Origin of the sequence: Bradyrhizobium sp. PUT101 (assembly GCF_052043945.1) — a bacterium.
Classification (GTDB): Bacteria; Pseudomonadota; Alphaproteobacteria; order Rhizobiales; family Xanthobacteraceae; genus Bradyrhizobium.
Window position 1 is genome coordinate 5,473,078 of sequence record NZ_CP197207.1, and the last position, 22,146, is coordinate 5,495,223.

General features: G+C 65.1%; 21 protein-coding genes. 12 read left to right on the plus strand and 9 right to left on the minus strand.

Annotated elements, in window-relative coordinates; genetic code table 11:
• The first annotated feature begins 167 nt into the window (after positions 1 to 167).
• The 6 genes from chpT (at position 168) to ACSHT2_RS26400 (ending at position 6,897) form a co-directional block, all read left to right on the plus strand.
• Positions 168 to 821 carry a histidine phosphotransferase ChpT gene (gene chpT, locus ACSHT2_RS26375; protein ID WP_440637490.1) on the plus strand — a complete coding sequence of 218 codons (654 nt, stop codon included), beginning with the start codon at positions 168 to 170 and terminating at the stop codon, positions 819 to 821.
• Positions 822 to 1,015: 194 nt separating this feature from the next.
• Positions 1,016 to 3,832: a hybrid sensor histidine kinase/response regulator gene (locus tag ACSHT2_RS26380; RefSeq protein WP_440637491.1), complete on the plus strand. Its 2,817-nt coding sequence runs from the start codon at positions 1,016 to 1,018 to the stop codon at positions 3,830 to 3,832.
• A 21-nt stretch (positions 3,833 to 3,853) separates the two neighbouring features.
• Positions 3,854 to 4,324, plus strand: coding sequence for a chemotaxis protein CheW (locus tag ACSHT2_RS26385; protein WP_440637492.1), 471 nt, complete (start codon positions 3,854 to 3,856; stop codon positions 4,322 to 4,324).
• Positions 4,325 to 4,395: 71 nt separating this feature from the next.
• Positions 4,396 to 4,761, plus strand: coding sequence for a response regulator (locus ACSHT2_RS26390; protein ID WP_007600538.1), 366 nt, complete (start codon positions 4,396 to 4,398; stop codon positions 4,759 to 4,761).
• A gap of 76 nt (positions 4,762 to 4,837) precedes the next feature.
• Positions 4,838 to 6,028, plus strand: coding sequence for a protein-glutamate methylesterase/protein-glutamine glutaminase (locus ACSHT2_RS26395; RefSeq protein WP_440637494.1), 1,191 nt, complete (start codon positions 4,838 to 4,840; stop codon positions 6,026 to 6,028).
• Positions 6,025 to 6,897, plus strand: a complete 873-nt coding sequence (locus ACSHT2_RS26400; RefSeq protein WP_440637496.1) for a CheR family methyltransferase — start codon at positions 6,025 to 6,027, stop codon at positions 6,895 to 6,897. Before ACSHT2_RS26395 ends, ACSHT2_RS26400 begins: the two co-directional genes overlap by 4 nt.
• Positions 6,898 to 7,051: 154 nt before the next feature.
• Here ACSHT2_RS26400 and ACSHT2_RS26405 read toward each other — a convergent pair whose 3' ends face one another.
• From ACSHT2_RS26405 to ctrA, 4 genes are all read right to left on the minus strand, one after another.
• The gene (locus ACSHT2_RS26405) at positions 7,052 to 8,212 is read right to left on the minus strand and encodes a glutathionylspermidine synthase family protein (protein WP_440637498.1); all 1,161 of its coding nucleotides are present in this window, start codon (positions 8,210 to 8,212) and stop codon (positions 7,052 to 7,054) included.
• Between the two features lie 3 nt (positions 8,213 to 8,215).
• Positions 8,216 to 8,596, minus strand: a complete 381-nt coding sequence (locus tag ACSHT2_RS26410; RefSeq protein WP_440637500.1) for a hypothetical protein — start codon at positions 8,594 to 8,596, stop codon at positions 8,216 to 8,218.
• A 1-nt stretch (position 8,597) separates the two neighbouring features.
• On the minus strand, positions 8,598 to 9,002 hold the full coding sequence (locus ACSHT2_RS26415) for a DUF350 domain-containing protein (RefSeq protein WP_124161042.1): 405 nt from the start codon (positions 9,000 to 9,002) through the stop codon (positions 8,598 to 8,600).
• Positions 9,003 to 9,213: 211 nt separating this feature from the next.
• A complete protein-coding gene (gene ctrA / locus ACSHT2_RS26420) occupies positions 9,214 to 9,915 on the minus strand; it encodes a response regulator transcription factor CtrA (protein WP_008138878.1) in 702 nt (233 codons plus the stop codon).
• Between the two features lie 421 nt (positions 9,916 to 10,336).
• Between ctrA and fliI the strand changes: the two genes are divergently transcribed.
• The 6 genes from fliI (at position 10,337) to ACSHT2_RS26450 (ending at position 16,679) form a co-directional block, all read left to right on the plus strand.
• A complete protein-coding gene (gene fliI, locus ACSHT2_RS26425; RefSeq protein WP_440637503.1) occupies positions 10,337 to 11,662 on the plus strand; it encodes a flagellar protein export ATPase FliI in 1,326 nt (441 codons plus the stop codon).
• Positions 11,663 to 11,783: 121 nt separating this feature from the next.
• Positions 11,784 to 12,203: a flagellar export protein FliJ gene (gene fliJ / locus ACSHT2_RS26430; RefSeq protein ID WP_011084990.1), complete on the plus strand. Its 420-nt coding sequence runs from the start codon at positions 11,784 to 11,786 to the stop codon at positions 12,201 to 12,203.
• 316 nt (positions 12,204 to 12,519) lie between these two features.
• Entirely contained in the window at positions 12,520 to 13,065 is a 546-nt protein-coding gene (locus ACSHT2_RS26435; RefSeq protein ID WP_440637505.1) for a sigma-70 family RNA polymerase sigma factor, read from the plus strand.
• 36 nt (positions 13,066 to 13,101) lie between these two features.
• Positions 13,102 to 14,160 (plus strand): anti-sigma factor, encoded by a 1,059-nt coding sequence (locus tag ACSHT2_RS26440; protein WP_440637507.1) that lies wholly within the window; start codon positions 13,102 to 13,104, stop codon positions 14,158 to 14,160.
• A 227-nt stretch (positions 14,161 to 14,387) separates the two neighbouring features.
• On the plus strand, positions 14,388 to 15,347 hold the full coding sequence (locus tag ACSHT2_RS26445) for an AraC family transcriptional regulator (RefSeq protein ID WP_440637509.1): 960 nt from the start codon (positions 14,388 to 14,390) through the stop codon (positions 15,345 to 15,347).
• Between the two features lie 111 nt (positions 15,348 to 15,458).
• Positions 15,459 to 16,679, plus strand: coding sequence for an NAD(P)/FAD-dependent oxidoreductase (locus ACSHT2_RS26450; protein WP_440637511.1), 1,221 nt, complete (start codon positions 15,459 to 15,461; stop codon positions 16,677 to 16,679).
• Between the two features lie 335 nt (positions 16,680 to 17,014).
• On the opposite strand, the gene ACSHT2_RS26455 is transcribed toward ACSHT2_RS26450, so the two are convergent.
• The 5 genes from ACSHT2_RS26455 to ACSHT2_RS26475 all read right to left on the minus strand — a co-directional run bounded on the left by ACSHT2_RS26455 (position 17,015) and on the right by ACSHT2_RS26475 (position 22,135).
• Complete coding sequence (locus tag ACSHT2_RS26455) at positions 17,015 to 17,215, minus strand: hypothetical protein (RefSeq protein WP_440637512.1); 201 nt, start codon at positions 17,213 to 17,215, stop codon at positions 17,015 to 17,017.
• A gap of 293 nt (positions 17,216 to 17,508) precedes the next feature.
• Entirely contained in the window at positions 17,509 to 19,650 is a 2,142-nt protein-coding gene (gene flhA / locus ACSHT2_RS26460) for a flagellar biosynthesis protein FlhA (RefSeq protein ID WP_440637514.1), read from the minus strand.
• A 341-nt stretch (positions 19,651 to 19,991) separates the two neighbouring features.
• Positions 19,992 to 20,294: a copper-binding protein gene (locus ACSHT2_RS26465; protein WP_440637516.1), complete on the minus strand. Its 303-nt coding sequence runs from the start codon at positions 20,292 to 20,294 to the stop codon at positions 19,992 to 19,994.
• Between the two features lie 15 nt (positions 20,295 to 20,309).
• Positions 20,310 to 20,765 (minus strand): cupredoxin domain-containing protein, encoded by a 456-nt coding sequence (locus ACSHT2_RS26470; RefSeq protein ID WP_440642938.1) that lies wholly within the window; start codon positions 20,763 to 20,765, stop codon positions 20,310 to 20,312.
• 32 nt (positions 20,766 to 20,797) lie between these two features.
• On the minus strand, positions 20,798 to 22,135 hold the full coding sequence (locus tag ACSHT2_RS26475) for a copper oxidase (protein ID WP_440637518.1): 1,338 nt from the start codon (positions 22,133 to 22,135) through the stop codon (positions 20,798 to 20,800).
• Positions 22,136 to 22,146 lie beyond the last annotated feature (11 nt).

Genomic DNA, 22,146 nt, shown 5'->3' on the forward strand with positions numbered 1-22,146 from the left:
GGCAATTCCGTTCCTCGTCCACTGATTCGCTTTATGGCCTCCTCGAACCGATCGCAAGCTAGCTGCCGCGGGCTTGCGAATGTTAGAACCCGCAGCATCCGTCAAGCATGCGTGATTCGCGGCATCCTGCGCCGTGCAATTCCAGGAACCCTCCAGGACCCCTTTATATGTCTGACGCCTCGTCGCCCGCGCCCGTTACCGCTCCCGATATGCTCGAACTCGCAGCGCTCCTGTGCTCGCGGGTCTGCCACGATCTCATCAGCCCTGTCGGTGCCATCGTCAACGGGCTCGAAGTGCTCGACGACGATCCCAAGCCCGAAGACCGCGAGTTCGCGCTCGAGCTGATTCGCAAGAGCGCCAAGACCGCCTCGGCCCGGCTCCAGTTCTGCCGCCTTGCCTTCGGCGCCGCCGGCTCTTCCGGCGCGCAGATCGATCTCGGCGATGCCCAGACCATGGCGCGCGGCCATATCGAGGACGGCAAGTGCTCGATCACCTGGAATCTGCCGCGGCTCCTGCTGCCGAAGAATCGCGTCAAGCTGCTGCTCAACATGCTGGTCGTCGCCCAGCATACGATCCCGCGCGGCGGCATGCTGACGATCGACCCGATCGGCGAGGGCGAGACGATGAGCTTTCGCATCACTGCGACCGGACACAATGCGCGTTTGCCGCAGAACATCTCCGAGCTCCTGAGCGGCGAGCGCGGCCCTGCCGCGGATGCGCATGCGATCCAGCCTTACTATACGCGCCTGCTCGCGCAGGCCTGCGGGCTCACGGTGACGCTTAGAGCGGAAGGCGAAGCCATCATCGTTACCGCTTCGTAAACCGCGTCGCGCTCGGCTTCTTAATCGAATCTTTACGAGGCGCTTCGGCTTGTCCGGAGCGCCTTATCTCTTTGTTGGTCCCGTTCTTTTGCACATACTCAACCAATATTAAACGCTTTGCGGTGAAGCTGGCCCCATTCCGAAATGGCGCATCACGCCTCGTGCGCGCCCTTCCTGTATGAAGGCCTGTTTTCATGGATGATCTGTTGCGGGAGTTTTTGACGGAGACCAGCGAGAGCCTGGACACCGTGGACAATCAGCTGGTGAAGTTCGAGCAGGAGCCGAACAACGCCAAGATCCTGGATAACATCTTCCGCCTGGTCCACACCATCAAGGGCACCTGCGGCTTCCTGGGTTTGCCGCGGCTGGAAGCGCTGGCGCATGCCGGCGAGACGCTGATGGGCAAATTCCGTGACGGCATGCCGGTGACCGGGCAGGCGGTGACGGTGATCCTGTCCTCGATCGACCGCATCAAGGAGATCCTGGCCGGCCTGGAGGCGACCGAAGCCGAGCCTGAGGGCAACGACCGCGATCTCATCGACAAGCTGGAAGCGATGGTCGAGCAGGGCATGGCGGCGATGGCTGCCGGCACTGCCAGCGCTCCTGTCGCCGAGTCGCCGCCGCTGGCGCCGGAAGCACCGCTCGCCGAAGCAGAGCCTGCAGCCGCCAAGGAGTTGACCACGGGCTCGCTGATCGACCAGACCCTGGAACGCCCGTTGCGCCCGGGCGAGGTCTCGCTCGACGAGCTCGAGCGCGCCTTCCGCGAGACCGCGATCGAAGCGCCGGCACCCGCGCCGGTTGCCAAGGCTGAAGTAAAGGCTGAAGTAAAGGCTGAAGCAAAGGCTGAGCCCGCCCCCGAAGCGCCTGTCGCGAAGGAAGCAAAACCCGCCCGGGAGAAGGCCGCGCCGAAGAAGTCGACGGCCGACGAGGGCGCCTCCGAGGGCGACCGCATCGCCAACCAGTCGATCCGCGTCAACGTGGATACGCTGGAACATCTGATGACCATGGTCTCCGAGCTGGTGCTGACCCGCAACCAGCTGCTGGAGATCTCAAGGCGCAACGAGGACACCGAGTTCAAGGTGCCGCTGCAGCGCCTCTCCAACGTCACCGCCGAGCTGCAGGAAGGCGTCATGAAGACGCGCATGCAGCCGATCGGCAATGCCTGGCAGAAGCTGCCCCGCATCGTCCGCGATCTGTCGAGCGAGCTCGGCAAGCAGATCGAACTGGAGATGCACGGCGCCGACACCGAGCTCGACCGCCAGGTGCTCGATTTGATCAAGGACCCGCTCACCCACATGGTGCGCAACTCCGCCGATCATGGCCTGGAGACCCCCGCCGAGCGCCTGGCGAGCGGCAAGGGCGAGCAGGGCACCATTCGCCTGTCCGCCTATCACGAGGGCGGCCACATCATCATCTGCATCGCCGACAACGGCCGCGGTCTCAACACCGAGAAGATCAAGACCAAGGCGCTCTCGAGCGGTCTCGTCACCGAGGCCGAGCTGGAGAAGATGAGCGAAGCCCAGATCCACAAGTTCATCTTCGCGCCGGGCTTCTCCACCGCGGCCGCCATCACCTCGGTGTCGGGGCGCGGCGTCGGCATGGACGTGGTGCGCACCAATATCGACCAGATCGGCGGCACCATCGACATCAAGAGCGTGGCCGGCGAGGGCTCGAGCGTCACCATCAAGATCCCGCTGACGCTCGCCATCGTCTCGGCCCTGATCGTGGAAGCCGCCGGCGACCGCTTCGCCATCCCGCAGCTCTCGGTGGTGGAATTGGTGCGGGCCCGCGCCAACTCCGAGCACCGCATCGAGCGCATCAAGGACACGGCGGTCCTCAGGCTCCGCAACAAGCTCTTGCCGCTGATCCACCTGAAGAAGCTGCTCAAGATCGACGACGGCGCGGCCTCCGATCCCGAGAACGGCTTCATCGTGGTGACCCAGGTCGGCAGCCAGACTTTCGGCATCGTGGTCGACGGCGTGTTCCACACCGAAGAGATCGTGGTGAAGCCGATGTCGACCAAGCTGCGCCACATCGACATGTTCTCCGGCAACACCATTCTGGGCGATGGCGCGGTGATCATGATCATCGACCCCAACGGCATTGCGAAAGCGCTCGGCGCCGCCGGTTCCTCGGCCCACGACATGGGCGACGAAGCGGCCGGCCATCACATCGGCAGCGGCGAGCAGACCACCTCGCTGCTGGTGTTCCGCGCCGGCTCGTCCCAGCCCAAGGCGGTCCCGCTCGGGCTCGTCACCCGCCTGGAAGAGCTCCCCGCAGACAAGATCGAGTTCAGCAACGGCCGCTACATGGTGCAGTACCGCGAGCAGCTGATGCCGCTGGTGGCCATGGAAGGCGTCACCATCGCCAGCCAGGGCGTCCAGCCGATCCTGGTGTTCGCCGACGACGGCCGCTCCATGGGCCTCGTCGTCGACGAGATCATCGACATCGTCGAGGAACGGCTCAACATCGAGGTCGGCGGCTCGTCCTCGGGCATCCTGGGCTCGGCCGTGATCAAGGGCCAGGCCACCGAGGTGATCGACGTCGGCCACTTCCTGCCGATGGCGTTCTCCGACTGGTTCACCCGCAAGGAGATGAAGCCGTCGATGCACTCGCAGTCGGTGCTGCTGGTCGACGACTCCGCCTTCTTCCGCAACATGCTGGCCCCGGTGCTCAAGGCCGCCGGCTACCGCGTCCGCACTGCGCCGACCGCGCAGGAGGGCCTCGCCGCGCTCCGCGCCCAGAGCTTCGACGTGGTGCTGACCGACATCGAGATGCCCGACATGAACGGGTTCGAGTTCGCGGAAGTGATCCGTTCCGACAACAACCTCGCCGCGACGCCGATCATCGGCCTGTCCGCGCTGGTGTCGCCGGCGGCGATCGAGCGCGGCCGTCAGGCCGGCTTCCACGATTATGTCGCCAAGTTCGACCGTCCCGGCCTGATCGCGGCGCTGAAGGAGCAGACCGCGGGCGCTGCCGGCGCTTCCGAGCTGAGCCGGGCAGCGGCCTAAGACAGGATCAGGAGACAAGCGATGACCAGCAAGACGCAAGCAAGCGAAGGCACCATGGTCGAATACGTCACCGCGATGATCGGCGGCCAGCTGTTCGGCCTGCCGATCTCCCGCGTCCAGGACGTGTTCATGCCCGAGCGCGTCACCCGCGTTCCCTTGTCCTCGCGCGAGATCGCGGGCGTCCTGAACCTGCGCGGCCGCATCGTCACCGTGGTCGACATGCGCGCCCGTCTCGGCCTGCCCAGGGCCGAGGACGGCAAGGTGCCGATGGCGGTCGGCGTCGACCTGCGCGGCGAATCCTATGGTCTGCTGATCGACCAGATCGGCGAGGTGCTGCGCCTGTCCGAGGACGGCAAGGAAGAGAACCCGGTCAACCTCGACCCCCGCATGGCCAAGCTCGCCGGCGGCGTCCACCGCCTCAACGGCCAGCTCATGGTCGTCCTCGACGTCGATCGCGTCCTCGAACTCGCACCCGAGATGATGGCGGCCTGATACGGCGGCATCGTCGCCGACGGACTTGCAATTGGAAGTGCCCCCGCAAAGGGGAGGAAGCAGAGGTTCACATGCGCACTTGTCTCGTCGTTGATGATTCCAGCGTCATCCGCAAGGTTGCGCGCCGGATCCTGGAGGGCCTCGACTTCCAGATCCTCGAAGCCGAGGACGGTGAGAAGGCGCTGGAGGCCTGCAAGCGCGGCCTGCCCGATGCGGTGCTGCTCGACTGGAACATGCCCGTCATGGACGGCTACGAGTTCCTCGGCCATCTCAGGCGGATGCCCGGCGGCGACCAGCCCAAGGTCGTGTTCTGCACCACCGAGAACGACGTCGCGCATATCGCGCGCGCGCTGCATGCCGGCGCCAACGAGTACATCATGAAGCCGTTCGACAAGGACATCGTGACGGCGAAATTCCAGGAAGTCGGCCTTATCTGAGCGGCCGCCCCGGAGGCTGAACGGATCCTTCGGCGTCTGCTTTCAACGGTACCGTTTCAGTCTGAGTTGGTGAGCAATGAGTGTTGCGTTCGCAAGTAATTCGACCACGACGCCGTCGCGCGAAGTGCGGCCGCTGCGGGTGATGATCGTCGACGACTCCGTCGTCATCCGCGGTCTGATCTCGCGCTGGGTCGGCGCCGAGCACGACATGGAGGTCGCGGCCTCGCTGCGCACCGGGCTCGAGGCGGTCAACCAGCTCGAGCGCATCAACCCTGACGTTGCCGTGCTCGACATCGAAATGCCCGAGCTCGACGGCCTTTCGGCGCTGCCGCAGCTGCTGGCGAAGAAGCGCGATCTCGTCGTCATCATGGCCTCGACGCTGACCCGCCGCAACGCGGAGATCAGCTTCAAGGCGCTGTCGCTCGGCGCGGCCGACTACATCCCGAAGCCGGAGTCGACGCGCGAGGCATCGGCCGCCGACATCTTTCACCACGACCTGATCCAGAAGATCCGCCATCTCGGCGCGCGACTGCGTCGCAAGGCTGCGGTTGCGAGCCCGCCGCTGGCGCCCGCGAGCCCGGCTGCGGCCTCGCGCGGACCCGTTGCGCGGGCCGCCGCGCCCGCACCAGTTGTGCAGGCTCCGTCGTCAGGATCGCTGACGACGCGCCCGTTCTCCAATCAGGCACCCAAGGTGCTGCTGATCGGCTCCTCGACCGGCGGTCCTCAGGCGCTGATGGCGCTCGTCACCGAACTCGGCCCGGTGATCGACCGCTTCCCGGTGCTGATCACCCAGCACATGCCACCGACCTTCACCACCATCCTTGCCGAGCATCTGGCGCGCTCGAGCCGCCGGCCGGCGAGCGAGGCAGTCGACGGCGAGCCGGTGAAGCCGGGACGGATTTACCTTGCGCCCGGCGGCAAGCATATGCGCGTCGTGCGCAGCGGCGCGGACGTCGCGATCTCGCTCGACGATGGGCCGGCCGTCAATTTCTGCAAACCCGCGGTCGATCCGCTCTTCACCTCGGCCATCGACGTCTGGCATGGCAATATCCTCTCCGTGATCCTGACGGGCATGGGCTCGGACGGCATGCGCGGCGGCAAGGACATCGTTGCAGCCGGTGGCAGCGTCATCGCACAGGACGAAGCCTCCAGCGTGGTCTGGGGCATGCCGGGGGCGGCGGCCAATGCCGGCATCTGCGCGGCGATCCTGCCGCTCAACCAGATCGGCGCCAAGGTCAACCGTCTGTTCGCGGGAGACCGCTCGTGACGCCGACGGATTACGACTATCTGCGCAAGTTCCTGAAGGAGCGCTCCGGCCTCGATCTCTCGGCCGACAAGCAGTACCTGGTCGAGAGCCGGCTGATGCCGCTCGCGCGCAAGGCGAGCCTATCAGGCATTCCCGACCTCGTGCTGAAGATCAGGAACGGCGACGGCCGGCTTGCGACCGACGTAGTCGAGGCGATGACCACCAACGAGACCTTCTTCTACCGCGACAAGATCCCGTTCGATCATCTGCGCGACACCATCCTGCCGGGCCTGATCCAGGCGCGCGCGGCGCGCAAGAGTTTGCGCATCTGGTCGGCGGCGTCCTCGACGGGGCAGGAGCCTTATTCGATCGCGATGTGCGTGAAGGAGATGGGCGCGGCTCTCGCCGGCTGGCGCATCGAGATCGTCGCCACCGATCTGTCGCAGGAGGTGCTGGAGAAATCCAGGGCCGGCGTTTACAGCCAGTTCGAGGTGCAGCGCGGCCTGCCGATCCAGCACCTGATGAAGTACTTCACGCAAGTCGGCGAGCTCTGGCAGCTCAATGCCGACATTCGCGCGATGGTGCAGTTCCGCCAGCTCAACCTGTTGCAGGACTTCTCGCATCTCGGCACGTTCGACGTGATCTTCTGCCGCAACGTGCTGATCTATTTCGACCAGGACACCAAGGCGGTGATCTTCGAGCGGATGGCGAAGGCGATGGAGCCCGACAGCACGCTGCTGCTCGGCGCTGCCGAGTCCGTCGTCGGCATCACTGACGCGTTCCGCCCCGTCACCGACCGTCGCGGCCTCTATCAGCTCAATACCGCGCGCTCCGGCCGGCCAATGGGCGGACTGATGCCGCCGACATTGAAGGTGGCAGCGGCGAGGTGAATCTCTCCTCGTCATTCCGGGGCCGCGCGTAAGCGCGGAGCCCGGAATCCATAACCACAAGCCATCGAAATAGGCAGGCGGTTAGACGTGGGACCGTTCGATCTGCCGTGGTTATGGATTCCGGGCTCGCGTCGCGCCCCGGAATGACGAGCCCTCATAAAATCGCATGCGGCAGAAACCGCGAGCGGTTGCCCGTGATCGGGCTCTCGTCCTCGCGGATCGAGAGGCCGCATGGCTCGTGGTTCACCAGCCAGCTTCCCACCACCGGATAGAAGCCGGAAAAGTTCGGCAGCGGAGACAATGCCTGCCGCACGAAACCTTCGGCGCCGTAGGGGCCGGCCTGCTCGTCGAGCGGCATGCCGCCGGAGACAAGCGTGACATTGGCACCTTCGCGCGACAGCAGCGGCTTGCGGACATAGGACGTTCCGAGCTCCGCCGCGCGCGGATCGTCCTCGAAGAAGGCCGGCAGCAGATTGGGATGGTTCGGAAACATCTCCCATAGCAGCGGCAGGATGCCCTTGTTGGAGAGTACGGCTTTCCACGGCGGCTCGATCCAGCGCGTGGTTGCATCCTTGAGCTTGGCGCCGAACGCGTCCTGGAACATCCATTCCCAGGGATAGAGCTTGAAGGCGAGCGCAATGTCGCCATCGTCGAGATCGACGAAGCCGCCAGTCTCGTCGCGCCAGCCGACCTGCTCGATGTCGAGCAGCGTGGTCGAGAGCCCCGCCTGGCGCGCGGCGTCTTCGAGATAGGCGAGTGTGCCGGCGTCCTCGTCGTTGCCGATGGTGCCGGTGAGGTGGACGTGACGGCCGGCCGCGATCTCCTTCCACGCCGCGATCAGCCGCTCGTGGATGGAGTTGAACTGATCGGCGCGGGCCGGGATGATGCGGCGTTCGATCGCCTGTTCGAGCCAGGTCCATTGGAACACCGCGGCCTCGAAGATCGAGGTCGGCGTGTCCGCGTTGTATTCGAGCAGCTTTGCCGGCGCCTTGCCGTCGAACTTCAGATCGAGCCGGCCGTAAAGGCTGCGGTCGTCGCGTTCCCAGCTCTCTGCGATCAGGCTCCAGAACGCTTCCGGGATCTTCAAGCGCCGCAAGTGGCGCTCGTCGCCAATGACACGGCCGGCAAGCTCCAGACACATCGCCTCGATCTCGCCGGTCGGCGTCTCGATGCCGCGCTCGATCTCGTCGAGCGTGAAGCCGTAATAGGCGCGTTCATCCCAATAGCGCTCGCCATCGATGGTGTGGAAGGAAAAGCCGCATTGCGCTGCGGTCTCTCGCCAGTCGTCGCGCTCGAGACAGACGATGCGCCGCATGGATCAGCCGCCACCCGAGAAGCCATGGCCGAACGAGCCGAAGCCGCCGCGGCTCACGCCATGGGAGCTCGAGTCGGACGACGTTCCCGTCGAGGAGTGGCTCGAGGAATCGCTGCTGAAGAGACTCGATCGCGATGACCAACGCGAGCTGCTGCCGCCTGACGAACTGCTGCCGCTGCTGCATGTCGTCGTCTGGCCCGGCATGGCGCCGGGAGAGGGCTCGCAGGTCTGCCGCGGCATCAGCGTGTAGGCGGTGGTGCCCACCGCGATCGTGCCCATCACGAGGAGGGCGACATGACCGGAGCGCTTCACCGGCGGCCGCGGCGGCGGCTCGGCCACTGGCCGGCGCTTGCCGAACACCTTCTTGGCAGGTCTGTCGGCCATGTCAGTAGATCATGCTGGCGGCGTTGAGGAGCCCCGCGGCGAGCGAGGACAGGCCGAGCCAGATCGCCGGGGCAAGCTCGCCGGCGGAGATCCGCTCCGACAGGCTGGGGACCGGGACCTTGACGAGGAAGAACACGATGACCTGCACGACCAGCGCGATCGTCGCCCAGATCAGGCAGTCTAGCACGTTGGCCGAATGCGCGATGGCGCTCACCAGCGGTGCCACGAAGCCGAGGAGGCTGAGGCCGAGCGCGATCGCCGCGGCCGGTTCGTTGTCGCGGATGAGCTGGAACTCGTTATGCGCCGTGATGCGGGTGTAGACGAACAGATAGGCCACGATCGCGATCAGCCCGGTGCAGAAATAGACCAGGAAGGCGGGCAGGCCGGCGAGTGATTGCAGGATCATCGTCTCCCCATCGTGCAGCGACCATTCGTCGGCAGGGGAAGGGTAGTGGTTCAAACGTTAGAGAGGGATGAAGTCGTATCGACAGCGGCTGCCGCACCTCACCCCCAAGCGGGAGAGGGAGAATACGTCCCCAAAACAAAAACCCCGCCATTTGCGGCGGGGTCCAGGCTGGGAGGAGCGAGCCCCGAGGCTCGCGACGTAACCCAGGAGATCAGGCGGGGATGCGCTCTTCGTGCTCGTGCGGCTCGCGCAGCACATAGCCGCGGCCCCACACGGTCTCGATGAAGTTGCGGCCCTCGGACGCGTTGGCCAGCTTCTTGCGGAGCTTGCAGATGAAGACGTCGATGATCTTCAGCTCCGGCTCGTCCATGCCGCCATAGAGATGGTTGAGGAACATTTCCTTGGTGAGGGTCGTGCCCTTGCGGAGCGAGAGGAGCTCCAGCATCTGATATTCCTTGCCGGTCAGATGCACGCGCTGGCCGCCGACTTCCACCGTCTTGGTGTCGAGGTTGACGACGAGGTCGCCGGTCTGGATGACCGACTGGGCGTGGCCCTTGGAGCGGCGCACGATCGCGTGGATGCGGGCCACCAGCTCGTCCTTGTGGAAGGGCTTGGTCATGTAGTCGTCGGCGCCGACGCCGAGACCCTTGACCTTGTCCTCGATGCCGGCGAGGCCGGAGAGGATCAGAATCGGTGTCTTGATTTTGGAGACCCGGAGCTGCTTGAGCACGTCATAGCCGGACATGTCGGGCAGGTTGAGGTCGAGAAGAATAATGTCGTAATCGTATAGTTTACCGAGATCGACGCCTTCTTCCCCCAAATCGGTCGTGTAGACGTTGAAGCTCTCCGACTTCAGCATCAGCTCGATCGACTGCGCGACGGCGCTGTCATCTTCAATCAGCAAAACGCGCATGCCAGTTCCCCATAGTCGCCGCTCCTGGGCGTCAGGTCGGCCGCATTCGCGGCACTCAACAAAACGCCTTTGAACAACTGATTCGGATCCTGACGACAGATGGTTAACAAACTCTGATTCTGGAACGCAAGTCCCTACCGTGCAATTTTTGTCGAATCGCCCTAAGGTCTTGCGTATGAAGCAGCTTTCGTTACCCGATTCCGTTCAAGCTCCACTTTAAGAGACGGGCCTAACCGACTCCCGCGACTCAGCCTTCTTCTGAAGGGGGAGTCACGCTCAGTCACAAAGACAGTGACGCAATGATTAATGATGCGGGTAAACACGAGGTTAAGCGCCGTTCAGAAATGTGGCGAAACTTAAGGCTTTCACCGTGAAGAAGGCGACCACCTCATGAAGGCCCTGACATGAAGGCGCGCTCCCGATGAAGGCTCTTGCCGAACAGATCGGCGACATCGACGGCGTCAATATTTATGGCCGCGTGGTCGGCGTCCGCGGCCTGATGGTCGAGGTGGCCGGTCCGATTCACGCGATGTCGGTCGGTGCGCGGCTCGTGATCGAGACCGGCGCCAACCGCACCATTCCCTGTGAGGTGATCGGCTTCTCCGGCAACAATGCTGTCGTGATGCCGTTCGCCGGCCTCGACGGCGTGCGCCGCGGCTGCAAGGCGGTGATTGCCAATGCCGCCAATCAGGTGCGGCCGTCCGCAGCCTGGCTCGGCCGCGTCGTCAACGCGCTGGGCGAGCCGATCGACGGCAAGGGGCCGCTGCCGCAGGGTTCTTCGCCGATGCCGTTCCGCAATACGCCGCCGCCGGCGCATTCGCGCAAGCGCGTCGGCGCCCCGCTCGATCTCGGCGTGCGGGCGATGAACACCTTTCTCACTTGCTGCCGCGGCCAGCGCATGGGCATCTTCGCAGGATCCGGCGTCGGCAAGTCGGTGCTGCTGTCGATGCTCGCGCGCAACGTCGATGCCGATGTCAGTGTCATCGGGCTGATCGGCGAACGCGGCCGTGAGGTGCAGGAGTTCCTGCAGGACGATCTCGGCGAGGAGGGCCTCGCGCGTTCGGTCGTGGTGGTCGCGACCTCCGACGAGCCCGCGCTGATGCGCCGCCAGGCGGCCTATCTGACGCTCGCGGTCGCCGAATATTTTCGCGACGAGGACAAGGACGTGCTCTGTCTGATGGACTCGGTGACGCGCTTTGCCATGGCCCAGCGCGAGATCGGCCTGTCCGCGGGCGAGCCGCCGACCGCCAAGGGTTACACGCCGACCGTCTTCACCGAATTGCCGAAGCTCTTGGAGCGTGCCGGGCCGGGCCTGGGGGAGGGGGCCATCACCGCGATCTTCACGGTGCTGGTCGACGGCGACGACCATAATGAGCCGATCGCGGATGCCGTCCGCGGCATCCTGGACGGCCATATCGTGATGCAGCGCTCGATCGCCGAGCGCGGCCGCTATCCCGCGATCAACATCCTCAAATCCGTCTCGCGCACCATGCCGAAATCGGCGGATCCGCAGTTCTGGCCCGTCATCCAGCGGGCGCGCCAGGTGATGGCGACCTATGCCGACATGGAGGAATTGATCCGTCTCGGCGCCTACCGGGCCGGCTCCAGCCCCGAGGTCGACGAGGCGATCCGCCTGCACGAGCCGCTGGAAGCCTTCCTGCGCCAGCGCAAGGACGAAAATGCATCCCTCGCGGACGGCTACCGCCAATTGGCACAAATCCTCGGCAATTTGGAAACGGAACGCTAACTTTGTCCGGTCATCATCCCATCCCACAGAGTAGCAGAGCCGGTCTTGGCCCCAATCGGGCCTTTGGGGCGACCGGTGTCGTCCCACGTGCAGCGGGGGGACTTCTGGGGAGTACGAGTCGATGAAGTCACGAGATACCCTCATCCGCCTGAAGAAGTTTCAGGTCGACGAGAAGCGCCGCCGGGTCACCCAGATCGAGACAATGATCGCCGATTTCCAGCGGATGTCGGTCGATCTCGAACGCGAGATCCAGACCGAGCAGGAGCGTGCCGGGATCAACGATCCCTCGCACTTCGCCTATCCGACCTATGCCAAAGCCGCGATCCAGCGCCGCGAGAACCTGACCCGCTCGGCCGACGAGCTGAAGGGTCAGCTCGACGAAGCCAAGGCCGCACTGGCCGAGGCCTTCGAGGAACTGAAGAAGGTCGAGCTCCTGGACGAGCGCGACCAGGCCCGCGAGCGCGCCGAAGAGAACGCCCGTGAGCAGGCCGACCTCGACAGCATCGGCCTGATGCGTGCCCGCATCGGCGCGGTTGCCTGAGCCGCCAGCAGCCAGACCACGTTGGAATTCGCCAAACCCGGACCCGCAAGGTCCGGGTTTTCGTATGTGCTGTCCACAGCGTGGCGCCGCGCCCCTTGGTGGTCGGCTTTGCCGCGCGCTATGGTGGCGGCAATGAATGCTGTGCCAGCGACGGCGATGTCCATCTCTCCCCTGGGAGAGGTCGGCGCGGAGCGCGGGGCGAGGGGCAGTCTCCCGTTAGCCCTGAGCCTCCTCACCCGATTTGCTGCGCAACTCGACCTCTCTCCCCGTCGGGGAGAGGTGAAGGCGAAGACGGGGCCGCGCGTTGGGGGGCTGAATGCTGACGCCAGCAGAGCTGGTCGGGTTGATTGAGGCGGTGGCGAAGGGCGATCAGGCCGCGTTCGAGCGCCTCTACGCCGCCACGCGAGCGAAACTCTATGGCATCGTGCTCCGTATCTTGCGCCGACAGGATCTCGCAGAGGAGGTCATTCAGGAGACCTACGTCAAGATCTGGAGCAACGCCGGCCAGTTCAATTCAACCTTGTCGTCGCCGATCACGTGGATGGCCTCGATCGCGCGCAACCGTGCGATCGACATCGTGCGCAAGAAGTCGGAAGCCTCCATCGAGGAAGAGCCTCAGGCGATGGAGGTTGCGGCCGAGAGTCCCGATCCGCTGGCGCGCCGCGAGATGACCGAGGAGCTGAAGCGGCTCCTGGAATGTATCGGCCGGCTCGAGCCGGACCGCCAGAGGCTCGTGCTTCTCGCCTATTACAACGGCTGGAGCCGTGAGCAATTGGCGGAGAAATTCGCCGCGCCCGTCAACACGGTGAAGACGTGGCTCCGGCGCAGTATGCTGGATATACGGGAGTGCCTCGGGCTGTGATGGCCTGATGATGAGGATGGTTCTGGACCGCAATTGATGGCCTACACGGAGGATCATATCGCGCTCGCCGCGGAATACGCGCTCGGTACGCTCGACGCCGATGAGCGTGCGCAGGTCGAGGCCATGATGGCGGAGGACGAGGCGTTCGCCGGTATCGTGCAGTCCTGGTCCTATCGACTCGGCGCGCTCAACCAGATGGTCGGCTCGGTCGAGCCGCGCCCGATCGTGTGGGAGAACATCAGGTCCGAGATCGCGCGCACGGCCCTTGCGCACGAGCCGCCCGCGCTTGCCGAGGCTTCGCCGCCGCCCCAGCCGCCTGTACCGGAGTTGTCCTCGCTGGAGACTGCGGAGTCCTCCACCGAGGGCTCGCAGTCGGCGGAGGCGCAGCATCCCGAAGCCGGGCCACCGGAGGCGCAGCGTCCCGACCCTGACGCCATACCTGACATCGCGCCGCAATTCATTCCACAGGTCCATGCTCCCGATATCAGTGTTCTGCGCGCACAGCTGGCGCCGGTCGTCGATGGTGACGTGATCCGCCTCGAGGGGCGCGTGAAGCGCTGGCGCAACATTGCCTCCGCCGTCGGCGCGCTCGCGGCCGCGCTGCTGGTGACGCTGTCGCTCCAGATCTTCCTGCCCGACGCGCTGCCGGCCGGCTTGCGTCCCGCGCCGCGCATCCAGACGGTCGAGGTGAAAACTCCGGCCGCTCCGCTCGCCGCCTCCGCGCAATATGTCGCGCTGCTGCAGGGCCAGGGCGGCGGCCCCGCGTTCATCCTCACCATCGACGGCGCGACGCGGAATTTCACGGTGCGGAAAGTCGGCGCGACGCCGGAGCCCGGCAAGAGTTTCGAGCTCTGGCTGATCTCGGACAAGCTGCCGCGCCCGCGCTCGCTCGGCGTCATCGGGACCAGCGATTTCACCGCGCGTCCGCTGCTTGCCTCCTACGATGCCGAGGTCGTCAACGGCGCAACCTACGCCGTCACCGTCGAGCAGGCCGGTGGATCGCCAAACGGCGAGCCCACCTCGGCCCCGGTATTTTCCGGCAAGCTGATCGAGACCGTGCCGCCTACCCAGCCGCAGGCGCCCGCGAAGAAGTAGGTACCGCAGCGTCGTAGCCCACACGAGCGTAAGCGAAATCCGGGACTATGCCTCCCGCATGTCGCTCCGCTCATGTGGGCTACGAAATTGTCGCCAGGGTCCACCCCCAATCGTCGTATCCCGACAAGTCCTCCCGAATCCGCCCTCGATTTGAACCTCCCCGCAATTTGCGGCGTCAAATCCCCGGAATTTGAAGTCGGCGATGCCGGAGAGGGCGAGAGAATCAGATGGATGCAGCGAGAACGCCGGGCATCTTCCTTCACCAATATGCGGGGCCGCCGCACGGCCCGGCGTTCGAAGATTGGCGCGAGCGGGCCTTCGGTCGCTGCGGCCTCGACATCGGGCCGAGCCATGGCGACAGCATCGATTGCCGGCTCCAGATCAGCGTCATCGACAACATCGTGCTCGCCATTCCGGAAGGCGGCTCCGCGCAATACTCCCGTACGCAGAGCCATCTTGCCGACGGCAGCGACGACCTCGTCCTGATCGCGGCACATGCGGGGCTCGTCCGCGTCGGACAGAATGGGCATACCGTGGAGCTCACGCCTGCCCAGATGGTGCTCGTCGACATGAGCATCACCGGCACCGTCGGCCACACCGATGAGGACCGCTTCACCACCATTCGCATGCCGCGCCGTGCGCTGCTCGATATCAGTCCGCGCGCCGAGGACAAGCTCTCGCAGGTGCTCTGTGACGGTGCGGTCGCCGAGACCATCTTCCGCTACCATGCGCTCGCCGCCAACCACGCGCCGCATCTCGATGCGGTAGGCCAGCGCCTGACCGCGCAGCATATGGTCGATCTCGTCGGTCTCCTGCTCGGCACCGATGCGGAACATGCAAGCCGCGCACGCGGCCGCGGGCAGGCGGCGGCTCGCCTCGATCTGATGCGTGCCGACGTGATGGCCTCGCTCGGCCGCAACGATCTCTGCCTGTCCGAGGTCGCGACGCGCTCGGGGCTGAGCCCGCGCCAGGCACAGCGCCTGTTCGAGCAGGCCGGCACGACCTTCACCGAATTCGTGCTGGAGCAGCGCCTGCTCCAGGCGCGCAAGCTGCTCGGTGATCCCCGCGCCAGGGCGCGCAAGATCAGCGACATCGCGCATTCCTCCGGCTTTTCCGATCTGTCCTATTTCAATCGCGCCTTTCGCAAGCGCTTCGGGACGACACCGTCGGAATTGCGCGGGGCGTAAGTCGCGATTTTGTGCAGCAGCGCGGGCGCTGCCGCATTTGGTCGACGCCGGCTGTTGAGCTAATCTGTCGACGCGGGCAGACCGCAGGATTTCTCTGGAAAGCAGGCGGACATGCCGCGTATCGTCGTGCTCGGTGCCGGATTTGCAGGCCTGTGGGCGGCCATCGGCGCTGCGCGCAAGCGAGACGAGATCGGCGCGAGCCAGCGCGACATCGAGATCCGTCTCATCGACCGCAACCCCTATCACAATATCCGCGTGCGCAACTACGAGGCCGATCTCGGCGAGGTCGCGCTGCCGCTGCCGCGACTGCTCGATCCGGTCGGTGTCAGCCACGGCCTCGGCGAGGTCGAGGCCGTCGATCCGGTACGGCGCGAGATCTCGCTCGTCACCGGCAGCGGCGAAGAGACGCTGGGCTATGACCGCCTCGTGCTGGCGCTCGGCAGCGAGGTGATGCGCCCCGACATTCCCGGCCTTGCCGAGCACGCCTTCGACGTCGACACCTATGCCGCGGCGCTCCGCCTCGAGGGTCATCTGGTTTCGCTTGGACGCAGTGCGCCGTCTCCGGGGCGTTCAACGGTGGCGGTGGTCGGCGCCGGCTTCACCGGCGTCGAGGTCGCAGCCGAGATGCCTGACCGGCTGGCGCGTGCGGGCATCACTGGCAGCCACCGCATCATGCTGGTCGATCCCAATCCCGCGGTCGGCGCCACGATCGGCGCGCACGCGCGTCCCGTCATCGAGACGGCCCTGGCTTCGCTCGACATCGAGACACGGCTCGGCGCGCGTGTCGTGTCGATCGAGGCCGCTGGCATGCGCCTGAACTCGGGCGAGTTCATTTCGGCGCAGACGGTGATCTGGTGCGCGGGCATGCGTGCAAGCCCTCTGGCCGCGCGCTTTCCGGGCGCACGCGATCGCCTCGGGCGCCTTCTCGTCGATCCCCTGATGCGGGTTGCGGATGTCGGCGGCGTGTTCGCGGCCGGCGATGTTGCCTCGAGCGTGATCGACGGGTTGCATCCGACCGTGATGTCCTGTCAGTTCGCCCGTCCCATGGGCCGCTTCGCCGGCCACAACGTGGTGGCCGATCTCGTCGGCCTGCCCATGTTGCCGCTGCGGATCGACTGGTACGTCACCGTGCTCGATCTCGGCGGCTGGGGTGCGCTCTATACGGAGGGGTGGGATCGCGAGGTCCGTGCCACCGGCGCGGCCGCAAAGGCGACCAAGCAGACCATCAATCGCAAGCGGATCTATCCGCCGCTGACCGGCAGCAAGGACGAACTGTTCGCTGCCGCAGCGCCGACCGTGCAGGCACCGCCGCCGACTTATGGGGGGCGGTAATGCAAGCTCGCTTCAATGACCGTGTGGTGATTGCTCGCCCCAAATGATCGGCGTCATCGTCCGCGACGGCGGACGATCCAGTATTCCAGAGACAGGGAGGGATGCGGAAGGGGCGCGGCGTACTGGATTCCCCGCCTTCGCGGGGAATGACAGCCGTATTGGTCGAGGAATGTCCGAGCTTCAAGTGCGTGTACGCATGCCCAGACAAGAGAAAGCGCCCGTGGGGGGCGGGCGCTTTCTGTAGTCGACTTGGGGTTGGGGTCGTCTACATATCCACGTGGCGACTTTGGGGGGCTGGTAAAGAGCCGCGTGAATTCCTGAAACTCTAAATCTCCTTATCGGACGAGGGATGCGTCCGAACTGGTGACAACGATCGGCTTCCCGGCCTTGATGACGCGGGCGGTCTGGGTCAAACCTTCATCCGAACCGGAGCGCGCCGTAATGCCGAGGCCTGCCACCGCGATCCCCGCGACGAGGGCCACGACCACGATTTTCAAGTGTGTCGAGCGATCTGCGCTGTAGATCGAGTGGTTCATGGAAGCCTCCTGCCGCCATCTACCCGAAGTAGTCGCCAGCCCGTTCAGGCAGGTTCATGCTTCCGGTGCCCAACAACCTAGTATTGGCGGGATTCGTTCCCAAGGGGCGGTCACAAGAGCGTGACAGGACGTGAAAGGTCGCGATCAGGAACGATCCTTGATCGTGCAATTATATAATTATTTCAAAGACGTAATGTGCCATTGGGTGCCTTGGCTGCATTTGGTCGACAAGGCGCCAGGAACTCAAAAACCATTTGCCTGTGGCCGAAAAACACACGGCTTCTTAAGGCAAATCAGATGCTTCCGACCGTTTTCAACCTCGCCCTGGGGTGGATTTCTGCCTGCGACAGCACGGTCGTCTGGGCCCGGAATCGCTCCACCAAGGACCGGACGAACGGACGAATTGCCGCAGAGGTGACCAGCACCGGGGCCTCGCCCTCGCGGGCGGCGCGCTCGAACGCCTCGCGCACGGCGGTCATGAACTCCGACAGTTTCGAGGGCTGCATCGCGAGGCTCCGCTCCTCGCCCTGGCCGATGATGGATTCGGCAAAGGCCTGCTCCCATCGTGCCGACAGCGCGATCAGCGGCAGATAGCCGTTGTAGGAGGTGTTCTGCGCGCAGATCTGCCGCGCCAGGCGCGCGCGGACGTGCTCGACCATGGTGGCGGGGTTGCGCGAGAAGGCGAGCGAATCGGCGATGCCTTCGAGGATGGTCGAGAGGTCGCGGATCGAGATGCGCTCGGCGAGCAGCAATTGCAGCACGCGCTGGATGCCGGAGACCGTGACCTGTCCGGGGACGATGTCCTTGACCAGCTCGCTCTGCTCCTTCGGCAGCTCCTTGAGCAGCTTCTGCACCTCGCCATAGGAGAGCAGGTCCGACATGTTGGCCTTGAGCAGCTCGGTGAGGTGGGTCGAGAGCACGGTCGCGGCGTCGACGACGGTGTAGCCCTTGAGAGAGGCTTCTTCCTTGAAGCTGGCGTCGACCCAGGTCGCGGGCAGGCCGAAGGTCGGCTCGGTGGTGTGGATGCCGGGCACTTGCACCTGGCTGCCGCCGGGATCCATGACCATGAACTGGTTCGGCCAGATTTTGCCCGTGCCGGCGTCGACCTCCTTGATCTTGATGATGTAGGTGTTGGCCTCGAGCTGGACGTTGTCGAGAATGCGCACCGCCGGCATCACGAAACCCATTTCGATCGCGAGCGAACGGCGCAGCGCCTTGATCTGCTCGGTGAGGCGGTCGGTGCCGTCGGGACCGTTGACGAGCGGCAGCAGTGCATAGCCAAGCTCGATCTTGAGGTCGTCGATCTTGAGCGCTGCCGAGATCGGCTCTTCGGTTGCAGCGGCTCCCGGTGCACCGGGCTGACCTGCCGCGGGCGCGGCCTTGGCGGCTTCCTCGGCCTTGGCGGTGACCCGGTTGCGGTTGCGGGCGTTCCAGGCCAGCGCGCCGGCGCCGGCGCCGAGCGCCAGGAACGGGAGGGTCGGAATGCCCGGCAGGGCCGCCAGCACCAGCATCACTGCCGAGGACATCGCCAGCGCCTGCGGATAGCCGGAGAATTGCTTCATCAGCGCCTTGTCGGCGGCGCCGGACACGCCGGCCTTGGAGACCAGCAGGCCGGCCGCGGTCGAGACGATCAGCGCCGGCACCTGGGTGACGAGGCCGTCACCGACGGTCAGCAGCGTGTAGCTGCGGCCGGCGTCGGCGAAGGACATGCCTTGCTGCGCCACGCCGATGATGATGCCGCCGACCACGTTGATGAAGACGACCAGGAGGCCGGCGATGGCATCGCCGCGGACGAATTTGGAGGCACCGTCCATTGCGCCGAAGAAGCCGCTCTCGTCCTCCAGCTCCTTGCGCCGCTCCTTGGCGACCTTCTCGTCGATCAGGCCGGCGGAGAGATCGGCGTCGATCGCCATCTGCTTGCCGGGCATGGCGTCGAGGTGGAAACGCGCGGCGACCTCGGCGATACGGCCCGAACCCTTGGTGATGACGACGAAGTTGACGATGATCAGGATGGCGAAGACGATGATGCCGATGACGAAATTGCCGCCCATCACGAAGTTGCCGAAGGCCTCGATGACGTGACCGGCGGCGGCCGTGCCCTCGTGCCCGTGCGACAGGATCAGGCGGGTCGAGGCCATGTTGAGCGACAGGCGCAGCATGGTCGAGATCAGCAGGATGGTCGGGAAGGCCGAGAACTCGAGCGGCGCCTGGATGAACAGCGACGTCATGAGGATCAGGATCGAGAGCGTGATCGAGATCGCCAGGAACAGGTCCAGCACGACCGCGGGCAGGGGAAGGATCAGCACCACCAGGATGGTGAGGACGCCGAGCGCCAGCGCGATGTCGCCGCGCTTGAGGATGTTGACGATCTCGTTGAGGGAGGGGATGCCAGGCTTCGCGCTGCCTACGCCCTGTCCCGCCGTGACGTCGACCATGGTAGCTGCCTCCCCGCGCGACTGCCGTCCGCGCGCCCCAAACGTCTGCGCGGCGGCCGATGGGCCGCCGTTCCGAAAGTGAGGCACCGCACTGGCGTCCACGGGAGCTCCCGTTCTACGCGGCTGACGACACTCGACTTCACCCGGCAATTTTTGCCCGGTGTATGGTTAGCAAAGGGTTAACGCGGGGGGTACGGAGAGGGTGGGACGGGGTGTTTCGGGGCCCCAGGCTGTCATTCCGGGGCGCCCGAAGGGCGAACCCGGAATCCATCGGGCCGCAGGTGGTGGGGGGAAATGGATTCCGGGCTCGCGCCAAGGGGCGCGCCCCGGAATGACAGAGCCTACTTGGCCTTTTGCATCCTGGTCACCGTATATCCCGACGTTCCCTCCTCGGCTTCGAAGGTCACCTTGTCGCCGACCTTCACCTGCTTGAGCATCGCTGCGTCCTTGACGCGATAGACCATGGTCATCGGCTCCTCCATGCCGAGGCTCTTCGCCGGTCCGTGCTTGAGCGTGATCTTGCCGGCGCCCTCGTCGATCTTCTTCACCTCGCCGCTGATCGCGGCGCCCTCGGCTGCGAGGGTCCCGGTCGCAAGGCCGACAGTCAGCGCGAGCGCAGCAGTGATGCGGATGATGTGGTTCATGGGAATCTCCATTGCTTACTTCACGGTGACGTGGCCGACCATGCCGTAGTCGCGATGGTCGGGAATCAGGCAGGAATATTCGAACGTGCCCGCCTTGCTGAATTTCCAGAGGATCTCGGCCGTCTTGTTCGGCGCGAGCCGGACACCGTTGGGATCGTCGTGCTCCATGTGCGGGTGTTTCTTCATCTCCACCGCATGCGCGAGATTTTCCTTCGGTGTGGCGAGCAGAAATTCATGGTCCTCCTTGCCGACATTGCGCAGCACGAAACGGATCTGCTCGCCGCGTTTGACCTCGATCCGGGCGGGCGCGTAGTCCATCTCGTTCATCAGAATCTCGATCGTGCGGGCGGGCTTCTTGGGATCGCCGGGCTCGCCGGCGGAAAAGTTTCCGTGCCCGTGCTTGTCGTGGGCAAAGGCCGGCGCGGTCGAAAGCGCAGCCAGCGCGAGGCCGAGCTTGATAGTGGTCTTCATCGTGGTCTCCGGTTGGTCGTTCATCGAAACGCTCACATCTTCATGTTCTTCATCGGCGGGCTGCCTGGTTTTTGCCGGGCAGGCTCTGCGGCCGGCGCCGTGACCTCGTAGGCGACGGTGCCTTGCGGGAATTTGTACGGGCCGGGATCGCGGTAATCGTCGTGCGCGAGGTTCTCGCGGATCTTCATCACGGTGAACATGCCGCCCATCTCGATCGGGCCGAACTGGCCGGTGCCGGTCATCATCGGGAGCGTGTTGTCGGGGGCGGGCATCTCCATGTTGCCCATCGCCATGCCGGTCGAGCCCATGGCCATGCCGTCAGGCGCAAGCTTGCCGACGGCCTTGGCGAGGTCCTTGCGCGACACGCCGATGAGATTGCGCACAGCGTGTCCCATCGCGTTCATGGTGTGGTGCGACTTGTGGCAGTGGAACGCCCAGTCGCCGGGATTGTCGGCGAGCACGTCGAACACCCTGACAGCGCCGACCGGCACGTCGGTGGTCGTCTCCGGGATCTGTGCGCTCTCCGGGATCCAGCCGCCGTCGGTGCAGGTGACCGCAAAGCTGTGGCCATGCAGATGGATCGGATGGTTGGTCATGCTGAGATTGCCGATGCGCACGCGCACCTTGTCGCCGAGCCTGACCGGCAGCGGATCGATGCCGGGAAATACCCGCGCATTCCAGGTCCACATGTTGAAGTCGGTCATCTCGTTGACGTGCGGCAGATATGTGCCGGGGTCGACGCGATAGGTGCTCATCACGAAGACGAAGTCGCGGTCGACGGGCCGGAATCTTTGGTCGCGCGGATGCACGACGACCATGCCCATCATGCCCATCGCCATCTGCACCATCTCGTCGGAGTGCGGGTGGTACATGAAGGTCCCGCTCTTCTTCATCTCGAACTCGTAGACGAAGGTCTTGCCCGGCTGGATGTGCGGCTGGGTCAACCCGCCCACGCCATCCATGCCGCTGGGGATGATCATGCCGTGCCAGTGCACGGTGGTGTATTCGGGCAGTCTGTTGGTGACGAAGATGCGGACCTTGTCGCCCTCGACGGCCTCGATGGTCGGGCCCGGCGATTGCCCGTTATAGCCCCACAAATTCACCTTCATGCCTTCGGCGAATTCTCGCACCACGGGTTCGGCGACGAGATGGAATTCCTTCCAGTCGCCGTTCATGCGGAACGGCAGCGACCAGCCGTTCAGCGTGACCACGGGGCGATAGTCGGGGCCGCTGATCGGATGCAGCGGCGGCTGCATCACCACCTTGTCCATGGTGGGCGCTTCCGGAATGGATGCGGCCTGGACGCGGCCGCTGATGGCCGACGCGCTGGCAAGCGCGGCGGTCCCCAGGAATCCTCGGCGGGAAAACATGCTGGCCTCCA